This is a genomic window from Parabacteroides caeci (assembly GCF_023656795.1).
Classification (GTDB): Bacteria; Bacteroidota; Bacteroidia; order Bacteroidales; family Tannerellaceae; genus Parabacteroides; species Parabacteroides segnis.
The window spans coordinates 1-15,694 of sequence record NZ_JAMOKT010000064.1; the positions used below are offsets into that span (position 1 = coordinate 1).

The window sequence follows — 15,694 nt, forward strand, 5'->3', positions numbered from 1 at the left end:
GCTTATTGCTGGTAGGTTGCTCCTCAGCAGAGCCTACTTCCTCTTAACATCCTGATACAAAGATAAATTATAAAAGTTAATTAATAATGAATTATCCAACTTTGTTTGGATTTTAAATGGAAAAAGATATGAAAAGAATATTCTGCCCCAAATGTGATAATCAGTTATCATTCGATGAAACAAAGTATCCCGATGGGAAAATCCTGGCTTTTGTATGTTCTCAGTGTGGTTCCCAGTTTAAGATAAAACTGGGTAGAAAGACTGTGCGTACGGAGTCTGGACAGGAAAAAGAAGTGAAGGAACCCGATTTTTCCTGTGGTTATATCACTGTGATCGAGAATACTTTTGGCTTTAAACAGGAATTGCCGCTTGTGATGGGGGATAATATGATAGGACGAAGGAATAAGGATACGGAAGGTGTGGATGTTCCTATTATTACCAGTGACCCAAGTGTGGGACGCAAACATTGTATTATTAATGTGAAACAGGACAGGGATGGTAAATTCGTTTATACCTTGCGCGATAACCAGAGTATGACCGGCACATTCCTCCGCAGTGTACTGCTGGGAAAAAAAGAACAGGTACGGATCGGTGAAGGGGCTATCGTGACTATGGGGGCTACTACTTTTATTTTACATGTTCCGGGAGGGGAAGAAGAGGAAGATTTTTAATTTAAACTTAGATACTGCTCCGGAGTGAACGATCTCTTACATCAGGGCGATAAGGGAGATAGGGGGAATTGGCGTAGGTTTCGGGAGAGATGGATACAAGATTACCTTTCATCTCCGGTGCAGCTCTAAAGTTTAAATCTCATTATTCATGCTTTTTGTTTAGTTGTTCAACGATAAAACAACTATAAGTCTATTTGGCTCACGGCAATTTACGTAAAGAATCAAAAAGAACTGAAAGAAAAGTTTTGTTAAAGCCCTGTGTTAATGCAGGTGTCGCTTTATGAATCAAAGCGAGTTGTCTGTATATTACAATAATTATAAATGTTAATTGAGGAATTTTTATAATTGAACTCTGTCTGTTTTTAACACTTTAGATCATCCGTTTTACCTGATTATAATGAAAGGATGGTTCCTTGTCCGTTATTTTATATGTACTTTTGCAGCTCAATAGGCAATAAGGTTTACAAATGGGACAAAATAAGGTTGAATCGGCAAGTGGGATTACCTTCCGTATCTTAGTGGCATTGAGCATATCACATTGTATAAATGACTCACTGCAATCTGTAATTACAGCTGTTTATCCGTTATTTAAAGATGATCTGGCATTGAATTTTGCGCAGATTGGGTTGATTACACTGGTTTACCAATCGGCGGCATCGGTCTTTCAGCCGGTTGTTGGATTATACTTCGATAAACGCCCTTCTCCGTGGTCGTTACCGATCGGGATGAGTTTTACGTTGATCGGTTTGCTCAGTTTGGCGTTTGCAAACTCTTTACATTGGGTTTTGTGTTCTGTGGCTTTGATTGGAGTGGGATCGTCGATATTCCATCCGGAGGCTTCGCGGCTGACGTCGTTGGCATCGGGAGGCAAAAGAGGACTGGCTCAGTCATTATTTCAGGTGGGGGGAAACCTGGGGGGATCGCTGGGGCCGCTATTGGTCGCTATCCTGGTGGCACCTTACGGACGGAGCCATATTGCCTTGTTCTCTATTCTGGCTTTCGTCGCTATCCTGATCATGACTTCGGTAGGACGTTGGTACAAGGGATTGCTTTTGCGGTTTAAACGTGAAGATGTCGGAACTTCGAAACGTCATATCGAAATGCCGTTGCCGCTGGGGAAAACGATATTCTCCATATCCATCCTGTTGATCCTTATTTTTTCCAAATATATTTATATGGCGAGCCTGAACAGTTACTATACTTTCTATCTGATAGAGAAGTTCGATGTGAGCGTTCAGTCATCGCAGTTGTTCCTGTTTCTTTTTCTGATAGCGACTGCCCTGGGAACTCTGATGGGCGGTCCGATCGGTGATAAGGTAGGACGTAAATATGTTATCTGGGCATCCATTCTCGGTGCGGCTCCTTTTTCTCTGTTAATGCCGCATGTACATAGTTTATATCTAACGGCAGTTCTGAGTTTTTGCGTCGGACTGACATTATCGTCTGCTTTCCCGGCAATTCTGGTATATGCACAGGAGTTATTGCCTTATAAATTAGGACTGATCTCCGGTTTGTTCTTTGGTTTTGCTTTTGGGGTGGCGGGGATCGCTTCGGCTGTGCTGGGGAATCTGGCCGACCAGTATGGTATCGAGACGGTTTATAATGTGTGTGGCTATATGCCGCTGATCGGACTGGTGACCTGGTTTTTACCGGACTTGAAGAAAGCCTCGGAAAAAGGAAGTTAGTTCCCGCTGAACAATCCCCGAGAGGGTGTTGTTATTAATCATAAATTTCGCTCAAACTAAATTTAAACGTATTTATGATTAATAACTTAACGCATTTCAGTATTGGCTTGCTGTTCCTTTTTCCTGCCATTACTTCTGCCCAGACAGAGACGATAGACCTGACGCTGGAACAGTCGATGGAACTGCTTCAGAAAGGAAACCGTAGTATCCGGATGGCAGGGAAGGAGGTTGAACTGGCAAAGAATGAGCATCAAAAACTGAACTCATTCTGGTATCCTTCGGTTGGAGCGGCCGGCGCTTTTGTGCATATGTCGAATCCTATTGAGGTCAAACAGCCGCTTAACCAGTTCACCGACCCGGCAAAAGACTTTGTCCATTCCATCATCCCCGATGATCAGTTTATCTCTTCCATCCTGGATAAGATCGGTCAGAACACGTTGACGCTGCCGCTTATTTCGCAGAATATCACTTCTATCGACGCTAATGTAACCTGGCCCCTGTTTACCGGCGGTAAACGTATTTTCGCCAGTAAGATCGGGAAAACAATGGTCGGTATCGCTGAGGTAAACCGTGAACAGGTCAATGCCGACCAGCAATCGAAGTTGGTTGAATGTTATTTCGGTTTGCGTCTCGGGCAACGTGTTGTCGCCGTGAAAGAAGCTACGTATAATTCCCTGAAAACCCATTATGACCAGGCTCTCAAACTGGAACAGAACGGGATGATCAACCGTGCGGAACGTCTTTTTGCCCAGGTGAGCATGGATGAGGCTAAGCGTGAACTGGATTCCGCCCGCAAAGATTTGGAAGTGGCCGGGCAAGCGCTGAAAAGCCTGATTGATCTGGATGCCGATAAGGAGATCAGCACGACAACTTCCCTTTTCATCAATGAGAATATTCCTTCGGCCGATTATTTCAAAGAACTGGTACCGGTCAACAACTATATGGTGAACCAGTTGAAACTACAGCAAAATATAGCCGGCAACGAATTGAAGATAGGCCGTACCGGATACCTTCCCACTATAGCCTTATTCGGAAAACAGACGCTTTATTCAAATGGGGTGGATAAATACCTGATGCCCCGCACGATGATCGGTGTCGGTTTTACCTGGAATATCTTCGACGGTTTGAACCGGGAGAAAAAGATACGTCAGGCCCGTCTGACCAGCCAGACGCTGGCGATAGGAAAGGACAAAGCGGTCACCGAACTGAAGGTCGGCGTAGATAAATATTATACTCAGTTGCAGAATGCCCTCGACAATGTAAAGGCTCTGAATACAACTTTGGAAATGAGCGAGGAACTGGTCCGTATCCGTCAGAAATCCTTCCAGGAGGGAATGGCAACTTCAACCGAGGTGGTCGATGCCGAGGTAATGTTGTCAAAGGTAAAGACCGCTTTCCTGCTGGCTTATTACCAGTATGATGTGGCATTGATCAACTTACTTTCTATCTGCGGCATTCCGGAAGCATTCCAGCAATATAGGGTGGAAGGGATAACGGAGATAATTTAATCTACTTTTCCCTTGATGGAAAAGTAGCCAAAAGATCAAGGCTGCACCGGCTTCACTGCTCCGGAGGCTGTGCTGTTTGAGCGTAGCGAGTTCACAGACGACAGCGAACGCAGGATGCTATATCAATAATTGAATTAACAATAAACACAAATAATTATGGACAAGACTAAGAAATACCTGACGATCTCTTTTATAGTGGTACTGATCGCCGTTATCATCATATCCGCTGTGGGGATGCTGTTGCTGAAGAAAAAGCCGGTTATCCTTCAGGGGCAGATTGAATCTACCGAAATACGTATCTCCGGAAAGCTCCCTGGGCGTATCGATACTTTCCTTGTGAAAGAGGGACAGCATGTAAAAGCCGGCGATACGCTTGTCGTCATCAACAGTCCGGAAGCGATGGCTAAATACCAGCAGGTGAATGCCCTGGAAGATATTGCCAAGTACCAGCACCAGAAAATCGACGAAGGAACCCGTAAACAAATCGTTGCCTCCGTCCTTCAATTATGGAACAAGTCAAAATCGGATTTACAACTGGCAAAAACGACTTACGACCGTATCCAGGCCCTTTATAAAGACAGCGTAGTCACCTCCCAGCGAAAAGATGAGGTGGAAGCGCTTTATAACGCAGCCGTGGCTAACGAACGCGCTTGCTATGAACAATACCAGATGGCTCGTGACGGTGCCCGGATACAGGATAAGGAAAGCGCCCGTTCACTGGTGGCAGCCGCCCAGGGTACAGTCAACGAGGTAGAAGCCCTCTTGCAGGATGCCCGCCTGGTTGCTCCCGAATCCGGCCAGATATCGACTATTTTCCCGAAACGTGGAGAGTTGGTCGGTGCCGGAATGCCGATCATGAACCTGGTGGTACTGGATGATGCACATGTCGTGCTGAATGTCCGTGAAGACCGTCTGCCGTTATTTAAGATGGGCGGAACATTTCTTGCCGACGTGCCGGCTATTGCCGCAAAAGATATTGAGTTCAAGATCAACTATGTCAGTCCGCTGGGTAGTTTCGCTACCTGGAAATCCACAAAGCAGACCGGAAGTTATGATTTGAGGACGTTCGAGATACATGCCCTTCCGGTAAAGCCGGTCGATGGACTGCGTCCCGGCATGTCGGTCCTGGTTGATCTGGGAAAACAATAATGAGCATGATCTATGAGTAATAATAAACAACATAGTCCTTTTTACAATGTGCTCCGCCGCGAACTGCAACGGATGGTTTCACGCAGGCTCTATTTCGGGGTCTGCATCGTGTTGCCGCTGTTCTGTATCTTCTTTATGTCCACGATCTTCGGTAACGGGCAGATGGAGAATATTCCGGTAGGTATTGTCGATCAGGACCAGACTGCTTTATCCCGCGAATTGACCCGCCAGGTCGAAGCTGTTCCGACTTTCCGTGTCACGCATCATTATGCGGATGCCGAAACCGCACGGAAAGCGACGCAAGCCAAAGAAATATATGGCTATCTGGTTATCCCGAACCGTTTTGAGGAAGACGTGACGGGTGGGAGGCAGGCTACTTTATCCTATTATTATCATTATGCTTTGCTGAGTGTCGGCGGAGAGGTCAGAGGGGCTTTTGAAAGTCTGCTGCGTACCTTTTCGATGGCTCCGATCGTGGTACAGGCTACGGCAATGGGAATCAGCCAGAAAGAAGTGTCGACCTTCCTGGTCCCTATCCGGGCACAGAATCATCCGTTATTCAATCCGGACCTGGATTATTCCGTTTATCTGAGTAATCCGTTCTTCTTTATCTTCTTTCAGGTGTTGATTTTGCTTACGACGGTTTATGCGGTGGGAAGTGAGATAAAGTTCCGTACCGGTGACGATTGGCTGGCAACGGCGAAGATGAATATGGTAACCGCCCTTTTCGGAAAATTATTGCCTTACACCATCATCTTTTCCCTGATGAGCATCCTGGCTAATTATGTTATGTTCGGTCTGATGAATATACCTTTCTCCTGTGGATTCTGGCCGTTGAACCTGACCTCTGTCCTGTTCGTGATCGCATCCCAGGCTCTGGCGGTGTTCCTTTTCTCCCTTTTTCCGGCAATCAGCATCATCATCAGTATCGTGTCGATGGTCGGTTCACTGGGGGCGACCTTGTCGGGTGTTACGTTTCCGGCGCCGGCCATGTATGCACCGGTCTATTATACTTCTTTCCTGTTTCCGGTACGTCATTTCGTGGAGATCAATCAGAACCTGTTGTACGGCGATTATGGGTTTGCCTATACCTGGTGGAACTTCAGCGCGTTGTTCTGTTTTATATTGGTTGCGTTTCTGATGGTACCGCATTTAAAAAGTGCAATATTAAGTCATAAGTATGAAAATATCAAATAACATAAAAGCAGGTCTGAACAATATATCGTCCATTATCTTGAATGAGTTCAAAACCATCTCAGGCAGTTTCGCTATCGTGTTGGTACTGATGGGCGGTATATTTATGTACGGTCTGCTATATAATTATATGTACGCCCCTGATGTGGTCCGTAATGTCCCGGTTGTCGTGGTGGATAATTCGAAAACGGAGTTGAGCCGCGAGTATATCCGTTTGCTGAATGCCACTCCGCAGGTCGACGTGATTGCTACCGGTGAGGATTATCCGCAGGCACAGGAGTTGATGAAAATGGATGAAGCCGCTGGCATTTTATATCTGCCGTACGACTTTACCGACCGGGTTTCCCGTGGCGACGAGTCGGTCTTTATCATGTATGAAACGACCAATGCATTCCTCAACTACCTGGCGATGCAGGAAGCGTCGGCCGGTTCGATGCTGGCGCTGAACGACCGCTACCGGCCTGAAATGGTGGTATTTCTCCCCAGCCAGGCTGCTGCACAATTATCAGTAGCGAAACCGATCAATGTAGCCGGAACCGCCTTGTATAATTATACGGAAGGATATGGGACGTACCTGATCCCGGCTGTGCTGATCGTTATCATGTTTCAGACCTTATTGATGGTGATCGGGATGGTCAGCGGGGAGGAACGGCAGTTCAAACTGTTGCAGGTGTATCGCCCGACCTTCGGACAAGCCGGACGCCTTGTGATCGGAAAGACATTTGTGTATATGATGCTGTATGCCGTCTTTTCGCTTTTCCTGCTGGGATTGATCCCGCTGATATTCGACTTGCCGGATATCGGTAATGTATGGAATATAATCATGTTACTGATTCCTTTCCTGATGGCGACGAGTTTCTTTGGCCTGACAGCTTCCGTTATTTTTACCGATTCGGATGCCCCTTTGCTGATGATCGCTTTCTTTTCAGTCGGGTTGATTTTCCTGTCCGGTGTCTCTTATCCGTTGGAACTGATGCCCTGGTACTGGAAGTTATCGCATTTCCTGATTCCGGCAGCACCGGCAACCCTCGCTTACGTTAAATTAAATTCGATGGGAGCCTCGATGGCAGAGATCCATACGGAATATGTCACCTTATGGGTTCAATGTGCGGTGTATTTCGTATTGGCTTGTTGGGCGTATCGGTATAATATACGGAAGTCATTCCGTTGACACTCTGAAAAAGACAGGTGTTTTGATTATGAAAGTCCCTTATTTCATCGTCAAAACACCTGACTTAACATATTAAAGCACCCTTATTGTTTATTGCATCTCTCTGATGCGTACGTCTATATTGCTGTTTTTACTGCCGGCTTCGTTGGTAATTAACAGCGTTCCCGTTTTTTCAAGCGCACTGATTGCTTTCGGATCCAGATGATCGCCATGTTCATGGGTGATCAGTATAATGTCGGCTTTCGGGAAAGAGTTGTAGTCGGCATATTCCGAAACAGGGTCTATCTGGATGTGACGTCCGTTGAATGTAAGTTGCAAACTACCGTGTTTGATGAACGTAATTACAAGTTCTCCTCCATTCTTGGTTGTGAACTTGTCAGTCTCGAAAGTTTTGCCGGAAACGAGGAAGGCGGCTGATAAACTACACATAAGAAATAACATTTTAAGTTTCATAAGCGGATAATTTTATACTCAGACGATATGTACAAAGATAATAAAGTATTACATTTGTCGGCATATCTGATAACATGAGAAAAGAAATGAAACGAATTCTACTATTTATTTTGATTTGTTGCCACTTATTGCCGGCAACTGCGCAGAAAAACGCCCCTAAATGGATGGACAAAAGTAAAAAAGCGGTTGTTTTAATCACTACATACGGGAAAGACGGAGCTAAGCTGACCTCGGGTACCGGTATTTTTGTCTCTGAAACGGGAGATGTCCTTTCTGCCTACGAGTTATTCAAAGGGGCGGAAAAAGCGACTGTGACGGATACGGATGGAAAAACTTATCCGGTTACAAGAGTGATCGGTGCCGATGAATTGTATGATGTCATCAAGGTAAAAGCAGAAACACCGAAGAAAGTACAGTTTTTGCCGGTTGCGGCCGATCCGTTGGCTGTAGGTACTGTCGCTTATTTATTACCTTATTCGACTGAAAAGAAAGCAGATTTCGAACAGGGTACGATCACGGAAGTCAGCAAACTGAAAGATCCGTATAGTTACTATAAATTATCCGTTCCGCTGGAAGATGGCCGGGTGAATTCGCCGATATTGAATGCCGAAGGTGAAGTGTTCGGACTGGCACAGGCCGATGCTTCCGGAAAGAAGGATGTATCATATGCTGTCTCAGCCTCTTATGTGAACAACCTCGCCGTTTCGTCGACCGATTTCCTGAACTCCGTTTATAATAATATCGGTATCAAGAAAGCCTGGCCGGCAGATGTGGAGCAGGCTCAGGTGGCTCTGTTCCTGAAAGGAAGTACGCAGGATGCAAAAACATATCTGGAGACACTGAATGATTTTATTGCAACTTTCCCGAATTCGGCTGACGGTTATCTGAACCGTGCCAACCATTATGCCGGACGTCGTGCCGAACTGGCAGCTACTCCGGGCGAACAGGCTAATTATCTGAAACTGGCATTGGATGATATTGAAACTGCTTCCAAATACAGTGAAAAGAAAGGGGATGTATATTATAATAAAGCGAAACTGATCTATGGCGTGTCTGCCGGTGATACCACGCTGACTGATCCGGCATGGAGTGTACAGGCTGCACAACAGACTATCCAAAAGGCTATTGAAGAGGATGACGCTCCTGTTTACCATCAGTTGGCGGGTGATATTCATTTCTACCTGAAAGAATTCGACCAGGCTTATAACGAATATATGGTCGTGAATAACAGTGACCTGGCATCGCCTAATTCTTTTTACTGGGCAGCCAAGGCGAAAGAAAATACTCCCGGATTCAATATCGGCGATGTGATTGCTTTGCTGGACGGTGCAGTTGACAAATGCGGCTTGCCTCTTACTTCCGAAGCCGGGCAGTATATTCTGGAACGGATAGACTGGAAACTCCGTCTGTCTCAGTATGCAGAAGCGATTGCCGATTATGATCTGTATTATAAGGCAATGAGCGGCGATGTCGGCAGTAGTTTCTATTTTTACCGTGAACAGGCAAAATTCCGTGCCGGTGATATGGAAGGTGCTTTGGCTGATATCAAGGAAGCGGTTCGTCTGAGTCCTGATGTACCCGATTATCGGGCGGAAGAGGCATCTGTATATGTCCGCATGAAAAATTATACCGACGCATTGGCAAGTATTGAGGAAGCATTGAAAGTGGCTCCCGATTTTGCGGCTTGCTATCGTTTGAAAGGTATCTGTTATGTGCGTATGGAAAAGAAAGCGGAAGCCTGTGAAGCGCTGAACAAAGCGAAAGAATTGGGCGATCCGTTGGCTGAAAGATTGATAAAGGAACATTGTAAATAAGATTCGGATATGAATAGTGTAAAAAGTATTTTCATTGTGGTTGCCTTGGGCTTGTGTCTGATCGGTACAAGTAGTTGTAAAGGTAAGTCAGGACAAAAAGACAGTAAGGAGTCGGAGACTCGTACAACGGTTCAGACAACCCTTTTCGATAAGTCATTGCCCGAAATCAAAGAGCTGGTCGAGGGAAAATGGGAGTTGGTAAGCGGACAGAATACCACTCAGCTCTGTGAGTTTGAAAATACTTTCATTCAGTTCAACGGCGATAAATACGTCTGGACAGAAGAAGGCAAAGACGAACCGGGCGATCTGAACTGGCGGAAAGCCGATACGGGAGCAGGCTACGAAGCCTATCTGATGGATGTGTTTTTAGAAACGAGCCCTTCTTATCCGTTAGCTATCAAAGGCGATACACTATTTATCCAGGATTGTACAGAGACAGCCTATAAATATACGTTGGTGAGGCGTTGAATTAATTGACCTTACTTTTCCCTTGATGGAAAAGTAGGCAAAAGATCAAGGCTTAACCGGCTTCACTGCTTCGGTGAAAGACTCCGCTGTCGCATCTGAACTCGCTTCGCTCAAACAGCAGATGCTCCTATCGCTCCATCTTTCACCTTCGCGGACGTTCACCCGCTTAGGCCTTGGTAAGAACGCAAAGCGTTCTTTTTAGGATGGCCGAAACCGTCTGCTATATAGGTCAGTGTGTTTTATAGGTGTCGGTTTCGGCCATCCTAAAAGGAAGCTTTGCTTCCTCTGAAAGGCCTCATCTGGTGAGCGTAAAGCGAAGCATCCGCAGTGAGCGTCCAGAGGCTGTGCTGTTTGAGCGAAGCGAGTTCACAGACGACAGCGAACGTAGGATGCTGAGTAGCGAGGCAGATGCAGCCTTGATCTTTTGGTTACTTTTCTATCAAGAGAAAAGTAACATTCAAATCTGATAATAACTGAACTATAAAGCAATTACATCTATTGTTTTTGAAATCAACTATCATACTATCATAGTCTAATGTAATATGCCTATAATTAGTGTATTAGTCTATGATAGTTGTTATTGTTAACTGTCATTTATCTATCATTCAACTATCATATTAACATTGTTTTAACCAAACTATCGTTCCTGTATCTATTAAAAATCCTCTATCCTAAAGTCTTTTTTACCGGAATATACAGACCTATTTCATTAAAACACCTATTTATTGTTGTCAGGATGCCCGTTTTATCCTGTTTAACACCCGGATGTTGACGATGCTCAGACCCGGGTGTCGGCTACCTTGAGACCCGGGTTTCAAACAACAAAAGTAATTACGTCCTTGAAAATAAGTCATATACTTCAGCAAAATAAGAAGCTTGCATTGGGTTTCCGGATAGGACTATGATAGTTGCATGATAGATAAATGACAGTTAACAATAACAACTATCATAAGGTAATGCTTTTATAATTAGTATGTTACTTTTTTAAATGATAGTATGACAGTAGATTCGATGAAGTTGTTTTTAGGATACATTCAAATCTAGTCAATAATTGAATTTCTAATCCCACAAACTTAACTGTATCCCACCTTTCCCTTTATCCTCTTTCTTTTGCGGCTTTTTAGCATTGCCGAAAACGGTTTTCCCTCCATATTTATAAGACGTATCCCGTTCATGTTGAACCCAGTCGTCGAAATAGTTACTTGGAGTATAACTTTTCTCCATCTCCTGGGATATTTTGGACAGATTCTTTAAGGCATCCGATTTGTCCTTTTCTCCAAGTCGTGCCTGACGGATTGCCTTGTCAAAGACTTCGATAGTCTCATCATAAACACTTGTCGGAACCGGGAACGGATGTCCGTCTTTCCCTCCGTGGGCAAAAGAGAAACGTGCCGGATCGGAGAAGCGGGAAGGGGTTCCGTGTATTACTTCGCTGACCAATGTAAGAGATTGCAATGTGCGTGGTCCGACTCCTTCCAGCAAGAGCAACGATTCCATATCGGATACATTGGTTTCATGTGCCAGGATGAGGGCGGCTCCAAGCCGTTTGAGGTTTACGTCTTCGGCTTTTACTTCGTGATGGTTGGGCAGGATGATGGATACTTCACGCATCAGTTTGTCCGGCGATTCCTTTGTCAATTCCACGATACCTTCTTTGGTCGGAGCCGCAAGTTTATCCGTCAGGTTGAGGATCAGCCCCTGATTTCTTCCACAGACAGAAGTATGCGGTTCCTCCATAAAAGAACGTAAAGAGGAAGAAAGCCAGTGGTAGCGCCGTGCCATGCGTTCATTTGGGTTCATCCCTTGTTGGATGACAGACCAATCACCTTCTTTAGTGACAATAAATGTATGCAGATAAAGTTGAAAACCATCCTGTACAGCTGTGTTATCGACCTTGGCAGCCAGTTTGCTGTGTCTTACCAATTCATTCCCGTTTAGTCCGGTTTTGTTGGCTACCTCCAGCAATTGATTAGGGGTTTCTCTTGAAAAATTACCTCTTCCTCCGCAAATATACACGCCAAGTTCTTCCGAACGGCAATTGATCGCTTTTCTCAGGGCGTTCATAACAGACGTTGTAATACCAGACGAATGCCAGTCCATCCCCAGCACGCAGCCTAACGATTGGAACCAGAACGGATCACTCAGGCGTTGCAACAAAGCTGGACGTCCGTATTCAATGATGATGGCTTCTGCAATAGCTCCGCCAAGCAGGCTCATTCGTTCGGCCAACCAGGGTGGAACAGTCCCGTAATGTAATGGTAAATCAGCTGTACCTCTTTTCATAGATGCGAAGATAGCTAAAAAACAGGATCGGTTCAGTTAATGAAATGCTAATATAAACAACAAAAGAAAAGTCTGTGATGTTATTAATTAGAAATCAAATAGTAACAGCTATGTATTTGGAAGTAAATAAGAACGATCACGTTCAAGGTCCGGCCAATGCGCCGATAGAATTAATTGAGTATGCTGATTATCAGTGTCCTTATTGTAAAAAGGCTTATCATATAGTAAAGGATATACAGAAGAAACTCGGGGACAAGGTTAAATTTGTTTTTCGTAATTTCCCGTTGACAGAGTTGCATCCCCATGCTTTGCACGCAGCTATTGCTGCTGAGATCGCAGCTTCTCATGGAAAGTTTTGGGAAATGCACGACCTTCTTTTCGAGAATCAGAATGCTCTGGACGATTATTACCTGTTGGAATATGCCAGGAAGCTGGGAATAAATGCAGCGGAGTTTGAAACGGATTTCGGCAAAGACCGTTTCTATCAGAAAGTAAAAGATGACTACGATTCCGGATTGGAAAATGATGTAGAGGGAACTCCGACTTTCTTCGTCAATGGCGAACAGTTTGACGGGAACTGGATGAATTCAGAATTCATCGAACATCTGGAGTCATTAATTTCAAAATGAAAATGAAAAAAATAAGTTTGATCATATTGACCTCTTTCTTGTTGGTAGCTTGCGGAGCATATAAATACCTGGATTTGGGTATGTTGACCACAGGTATGACCGTAGCCGAGGTGGAGAACCTGATGGGGCCTCCCAACCGGGTATTGGCTGTAAACAAGAAAGATGGTTATGTGCAGGAAGTTTTGGAATATCGGACAGCGCGTGATGAAGTGTATGCGTTGGAGTTCTGGGATAACTATCTGACAGGATATGAATATTTGTATGATGATGTAACCTATATTCCACCGGTAGCTCCTCCGATGATATTCCCGGATTATGGCCGTCCTATTTATATTTACCCTCCGGATCATCATTACCCGAATCGTCCGAACAAGCCTAATCGTCCCGACTCGAATCGCCCGGAGTCAAACAGACCCGGCTCGAATCGTCCCGAATCGAATAGGCCAAGCCGTCCGGAAACCAATCGTCCGCAGACAAAACCTTCCGAAGTTACCCGTCCGTCGAATAATGGAACCAGTAACCGTACGGAACAGTATAGAAATCCAACAAATAGTGAGTCTAAAACGAATGACAGATCAAATACAAACGGAAGGAATGGGGGACGAAGACAATAAAAAACTCCTGCAACATATGACTGCAGGAGTTTTCATTTATTATATGAAGTTGTAATTACTTCTTCATAGCTTCCTCAATAGCAACAGCTACAGCAACAGTAGCACCTACCATCGGGTTGTTACCCATACCCAGGAATCCCATCATTTCTACGTGAGCAGGAACAGATGAAGAACCAGCGAACTGAGCGTCACCGTGCATACGGCCCATTGTGTCCGTCATGCCGTATGAAGCTGGGCCGGCTGCCATGTTGTCCGGGTGCAGTGTACGACCTGTACCACCACCTGAAGCAACAGAGAAATACTTGTGGCCGTTTTCCATACATTCTTTCTTGTATGTACCAGCTACCGGGTGCTGGAAACGAGTCGGGTTAGTTGAGTTACCTGTGATAGATACGTCAACACCTTCAGCACGCATTACAGCAACACCTTCACGAACGTCGTCGCAACCGTAGCATTTTACTTTTGCACGAAGACCTGTTGAATACGGATATTCTTTGATTACGTTCAAATCGCCTGTCAGGTAATCGAACTGAGTCTGAACATAAGTAAAACCGTTGATACGAGAAATGATCATAGCGGCATCTTTACCCAGACCGTTCAGGATAACGCGAAGCGGTTCTTTACGTACTTTGTTTGCCATTTCAGCGATCTTGATAGCACCTTCAGCAGCAGCAAAAGATTCGTGACCAGCTAAGAAAGCGAAACATTTTGTTTCTTCACGAAGCAGACGTGCACCCAGATTACCGTGGCCGATACCTACTTTACGGTCGTCAGCAACAGAACCTTTGATACAGAATGCCTGCAAGCCGATGCCGATAGCTTCGGCAGCGTCAGCAGCGCTTGTGCAACCTTTCTTGATAGCGATAGCAGCACCTACAACGTAAGCCCAGCATGCATTTTCGAAACAGATCGGTTGAGTTTCCTTACACATTGTATAAGGATCGATACCTTTAGCGTCGCAGATAGCTTTTGCATCTTCGATACCGTTGATACCATATTCTTTTAAAACCGCGTTGATAGTATCAATACGACGGTCATAACTTTCAAATAAAGCCATATTATTTTTACTTTTTTAAATTCTTATTTACCAGGAATAAAGATATTAGAAAGTTGAAAACAAGTACACCGCCGCAACAGGCCATATAGAATGCCATCCAGGGACGGTCCGGCTTCATGACGAAGTAGGTGATTACCGTCGCGATAACAGTCAGAATGATCAGCCCGGTCAGGACGCGTGTCAGTGTTTTCTTATTCATTACGAGGATCGATATATTTTACAGCTTCTTTGAAACGACCGTAAGAACCTTTAGCTTTTTCCAGAGCTTCGTTAGCATCGATGCCTTTCTTTACCATTTCCATGAATTTACCCAGGTGGATGAATTCATATCCGATTACCTGATCGTCAGCATCCAATGCCATACGAGTACAGTAACCTTCAGCCATTTCCAGGTAACGGGTACCTTTAGCTAATGTACCGAACATGGTACCAACCTGGCTACGCAGACCTTTACCTAAGTCTTCCAGACCGGCTCCGACAGGCAGACCGCCTTCAGAGAAAGCAGACTGTGTACGTCCGTAAACGATCTGCAGGAATAATTCGCGCATGGCAGTGTTGATTGCGTCGCAAACAAGGTCAGTGTTCAATGCTTCCAGAAGTGTTTTGCCCGGAAGGATTTCTGATGCCATCGCAGCAGAGTGAGTCATACCAGAACAACCGATAGTTTCTACCAGCGCTTCCTGAATGATTCCTTCCTTTACGTTCAGTGTCAGTTTACATGCACCTTGCTGAGGAGCACACCAACCCACACCATGAGTCAAACCTGAGATGTCAGTGATCTGAGTAGATCTAACCCATTTTCCTTCTTCAGGAATCGGAGCACAAGGATGGTTGGCTCCCTTCTTTACAACACACATGTGTTGAACTTCATGTGAATAAATCATAATCGCTAATTTATTATATTAAAGTGATAATAAAACTTTTTGCTAATTTCTATGTAATATCGCTTTCTTTAAAAACCGCACAAAGATAAAATTTTTAATCCAGCCATGCAAGAC

General features: G+C 44.9%; 14 protein-coding genes and 1 pseudogene. 10 read left to right on the forward strand and 5 right to left on the reverse strand.

Annotated features, from left to right (window positions below):
• Nucleotides 1-128: 128 nt before the first annotated feature.
• From NBH15_RS23595 to NBH15_RS23620, 6 genes are all read left to right on the forward strand, one after another.
• A complete protein-coding gene (locus NBH15_RS23595; protein WP_250823694.1) occupies nucleotides 129-671 on the forward strand; it encodes an FHA domain-containing protein in 543 nt (180 codons plus the stop codon).
• A gap of 467 nt (nucleotides 672-1,138) precedes the next feature.
• Entirely contained in the window at nucleotides 1,139-2,356 is a 1,218-nt protein-coding gene (locus NBH15_RS23600) for an MFS transporter (RefSeq protein WP_007658741.1), read from the forward strand.
• Between the two features lie 74 nt (nucleotides 2,357-2,430).
• Complete coding sequence (locus tag NBH15_RS23605) at nucleotides 2,431-3,864, forward strand: TolC family protein (RefSeq protein ID WP_186961207.1); 1,434 nt, start codon at nucleotides 2,431-2,433, stop codon at nucleotides 3,862-3,864.
• Nucleotides 3,865-4,020: 156 nt separating this feature from the next.
• Nucleotides 4,021-5,013 carry an HlyD family secretion protein gene (locus NBH15_RS23610; RefSeq protein ID WP_007658739.1) on the forward strand — a complete coding sequence of 331 codons (993 nt, stop codon included), beginning with the start codon at nucleotides 4,021-4,023 and terminating at the stop codon, nucleotides 5,011-5,013.
• Nucleotides 5,014-5,025: 12 nt separating this feature from the next.
• Complete coding sequence (locus tag NBH15_RS23615; protein ID WP_128133313.1) at nucleotides 5,026-6,210, forward strand: ABC transporter permease; 1,185 nt, start codon at nucleotides 5,026-5,028, stop codon at nucleotides 6,208-6,210.
• Entirely contained in the window at nucleotides 6,194-7,378 is a 1,185-nt protein-coding gene (locus NBH15_RS23620) for an ABC transporter permease (RefSeq protein ID WP_128133312.1), read from the forward strand. Before NBH15_RS23615 ends, NBH15_RS23620 begins: the two co-directional genes overlap by 17 nt.
• Nucleotides 7,379-7,507: 129 nt before the next feature.
• Here the strand turns inward: NBH15_RS23620 and NBH15_RS23625 are convergent.
• Nucleotides 7,508-7,831 (reverse strand): annotated as a pseudogene (locus tag NBH15_RS23625) (MBL fold metallo-hydrolase); the annotation flags it as partial.
• An 86-nt stretch (nucleotides 7,832-7,917) separates the two neighbouring features.
• Here NBH15_RS23625 and NBH15_RS23630 point away from each other — a divergent pair.
• Together NBH15_RS23630 and NBH15_RS23635 are read left to right on the forward strand one after the other, a co-directional pair.
• Entirely contained in the window at nucleotides 7,918-9,645 is a 1,728-nt protein-coding gene (locus NBH15_RS23630) for a serine protease (RefSeq protein WP_250823695.1), read from the forward strand.
• A gap of 9 nt (nucleotides 9,646-9,654) precedes the next feature.
• Nucleotides 9,655-10,113: a hypothetical protein gene (locus NBH15_RS23635; protein ID WP_007658727.1), complete on the forward strand. Its 459-nt coding sequence runs from the start codon at nucleotides 9,655-9,657 to the stop codon at nucleotides 10,111-10,113.
• 1,059 nt (nucleotides 10,114-11,172) lie between these two features.
• On the opposite strand, the gene NBH15_RS23640 is transcribed toward NBH15_RS23635, so the two are convergent.
• A complete protein-coding gene (locus NBH15_RS23640) occupies nucleotides 11,173-12,396 on the reverse strand; it encodes a DUF763 domain-containing protein (RefSeq protein WP_250823696.1) in 1,224 nt (407 codons plus the stop codon).
• Nucleotides 12,397-12,506: 110 nt separating this feature from the next.
• Here NBH15_RS23640 and NBH15_RS23645 point away from each other — a divergent pair, with 110 nt between their 5' ends.
• Both NBH15_RS23645 and NBH15_RS23650 read left to right on the forward strand, forming a co-directional pair.
• The gene (locus NBH15_RS23645) at nucleotides 12,507-13,025 is read left to right on the forward strand and encodes a DsbA family protein (RefSeq protein WP_250823697.1); all 519 of its coding nucleotides are present in this window, start codon (nucleotides 12,507-12,509) and stop codon (nucleotides 13,023-13,025) included.
• Nucleotides 13,026-13,027: 2 nt separating this feature from the next.
• The gene (locus NBH15_RS23650; protein ID WP_250823698.1) at nucleotides 13,028-13,639 is read left to right on the forward strand and encodes a hypothetical protein; all 612 of its coding nucleotides are present in this window, start codon (nucleotides 13,028-13,030) and stop codon (nucleotides 13,637-13,639) included.
• A gap of 55 nt (nucleotides 13,640-13,694) precedes the next feature.
• Here the strand turns inward: NBH15_RS23650 and NBH15_RS23655 are convergent, their stop codons facing one another.
• From NBH15_RS23655 to NBH15_RS23665, 3 genes are read right to left on the reverse strand one after another with little or no spacing between them, the layout of a single operon-like run.
• Complete coding sequence (locus tag NBH15_RS23655; protein ID WP_046144962.1) at nucleotides 13,695-14,696, reverse strand: GGGtGRT protein; 1,002 nt, start codon at nucleotides 14,694-14,696, stop codon at nucleotides 13,695-13,697.
• A 7-nt stretch (nucleotides 14,697-14,703) separates the two neighbouring features.
• Nucleotides 14,704-14,895 (reverse strand): hypothetical protein, encoded by a 192-nt coding sequence (locus NBH15_RS23660; protein WP_007658685.1) that lies wholly within the window; start codon nucleotides 14,893-14,895, stop codon nucleotides 14,704-14,706.
• Nucleotides 14,888-15,580 carry an iron-sulfur cluster assembly scaffold protein gene (locus tag NBH15_RS23665; protein ID WP_007658684.1) on the reverse strand — a complete coding sequence of 231 codons (693 nt, stop codon included), beginning with the start codon at nucleotides 15,578-15,580 and terminating at the stop codon, nucleotides 14,888-14,890. Before NBH15_RS23665 ends, NBH15_RS23660 begins: the two co-directional genes overlap by 8 nt.
• Between the last annotated feature and the right edge of the window lie 114 nt (nucleotides 15,581-15,694).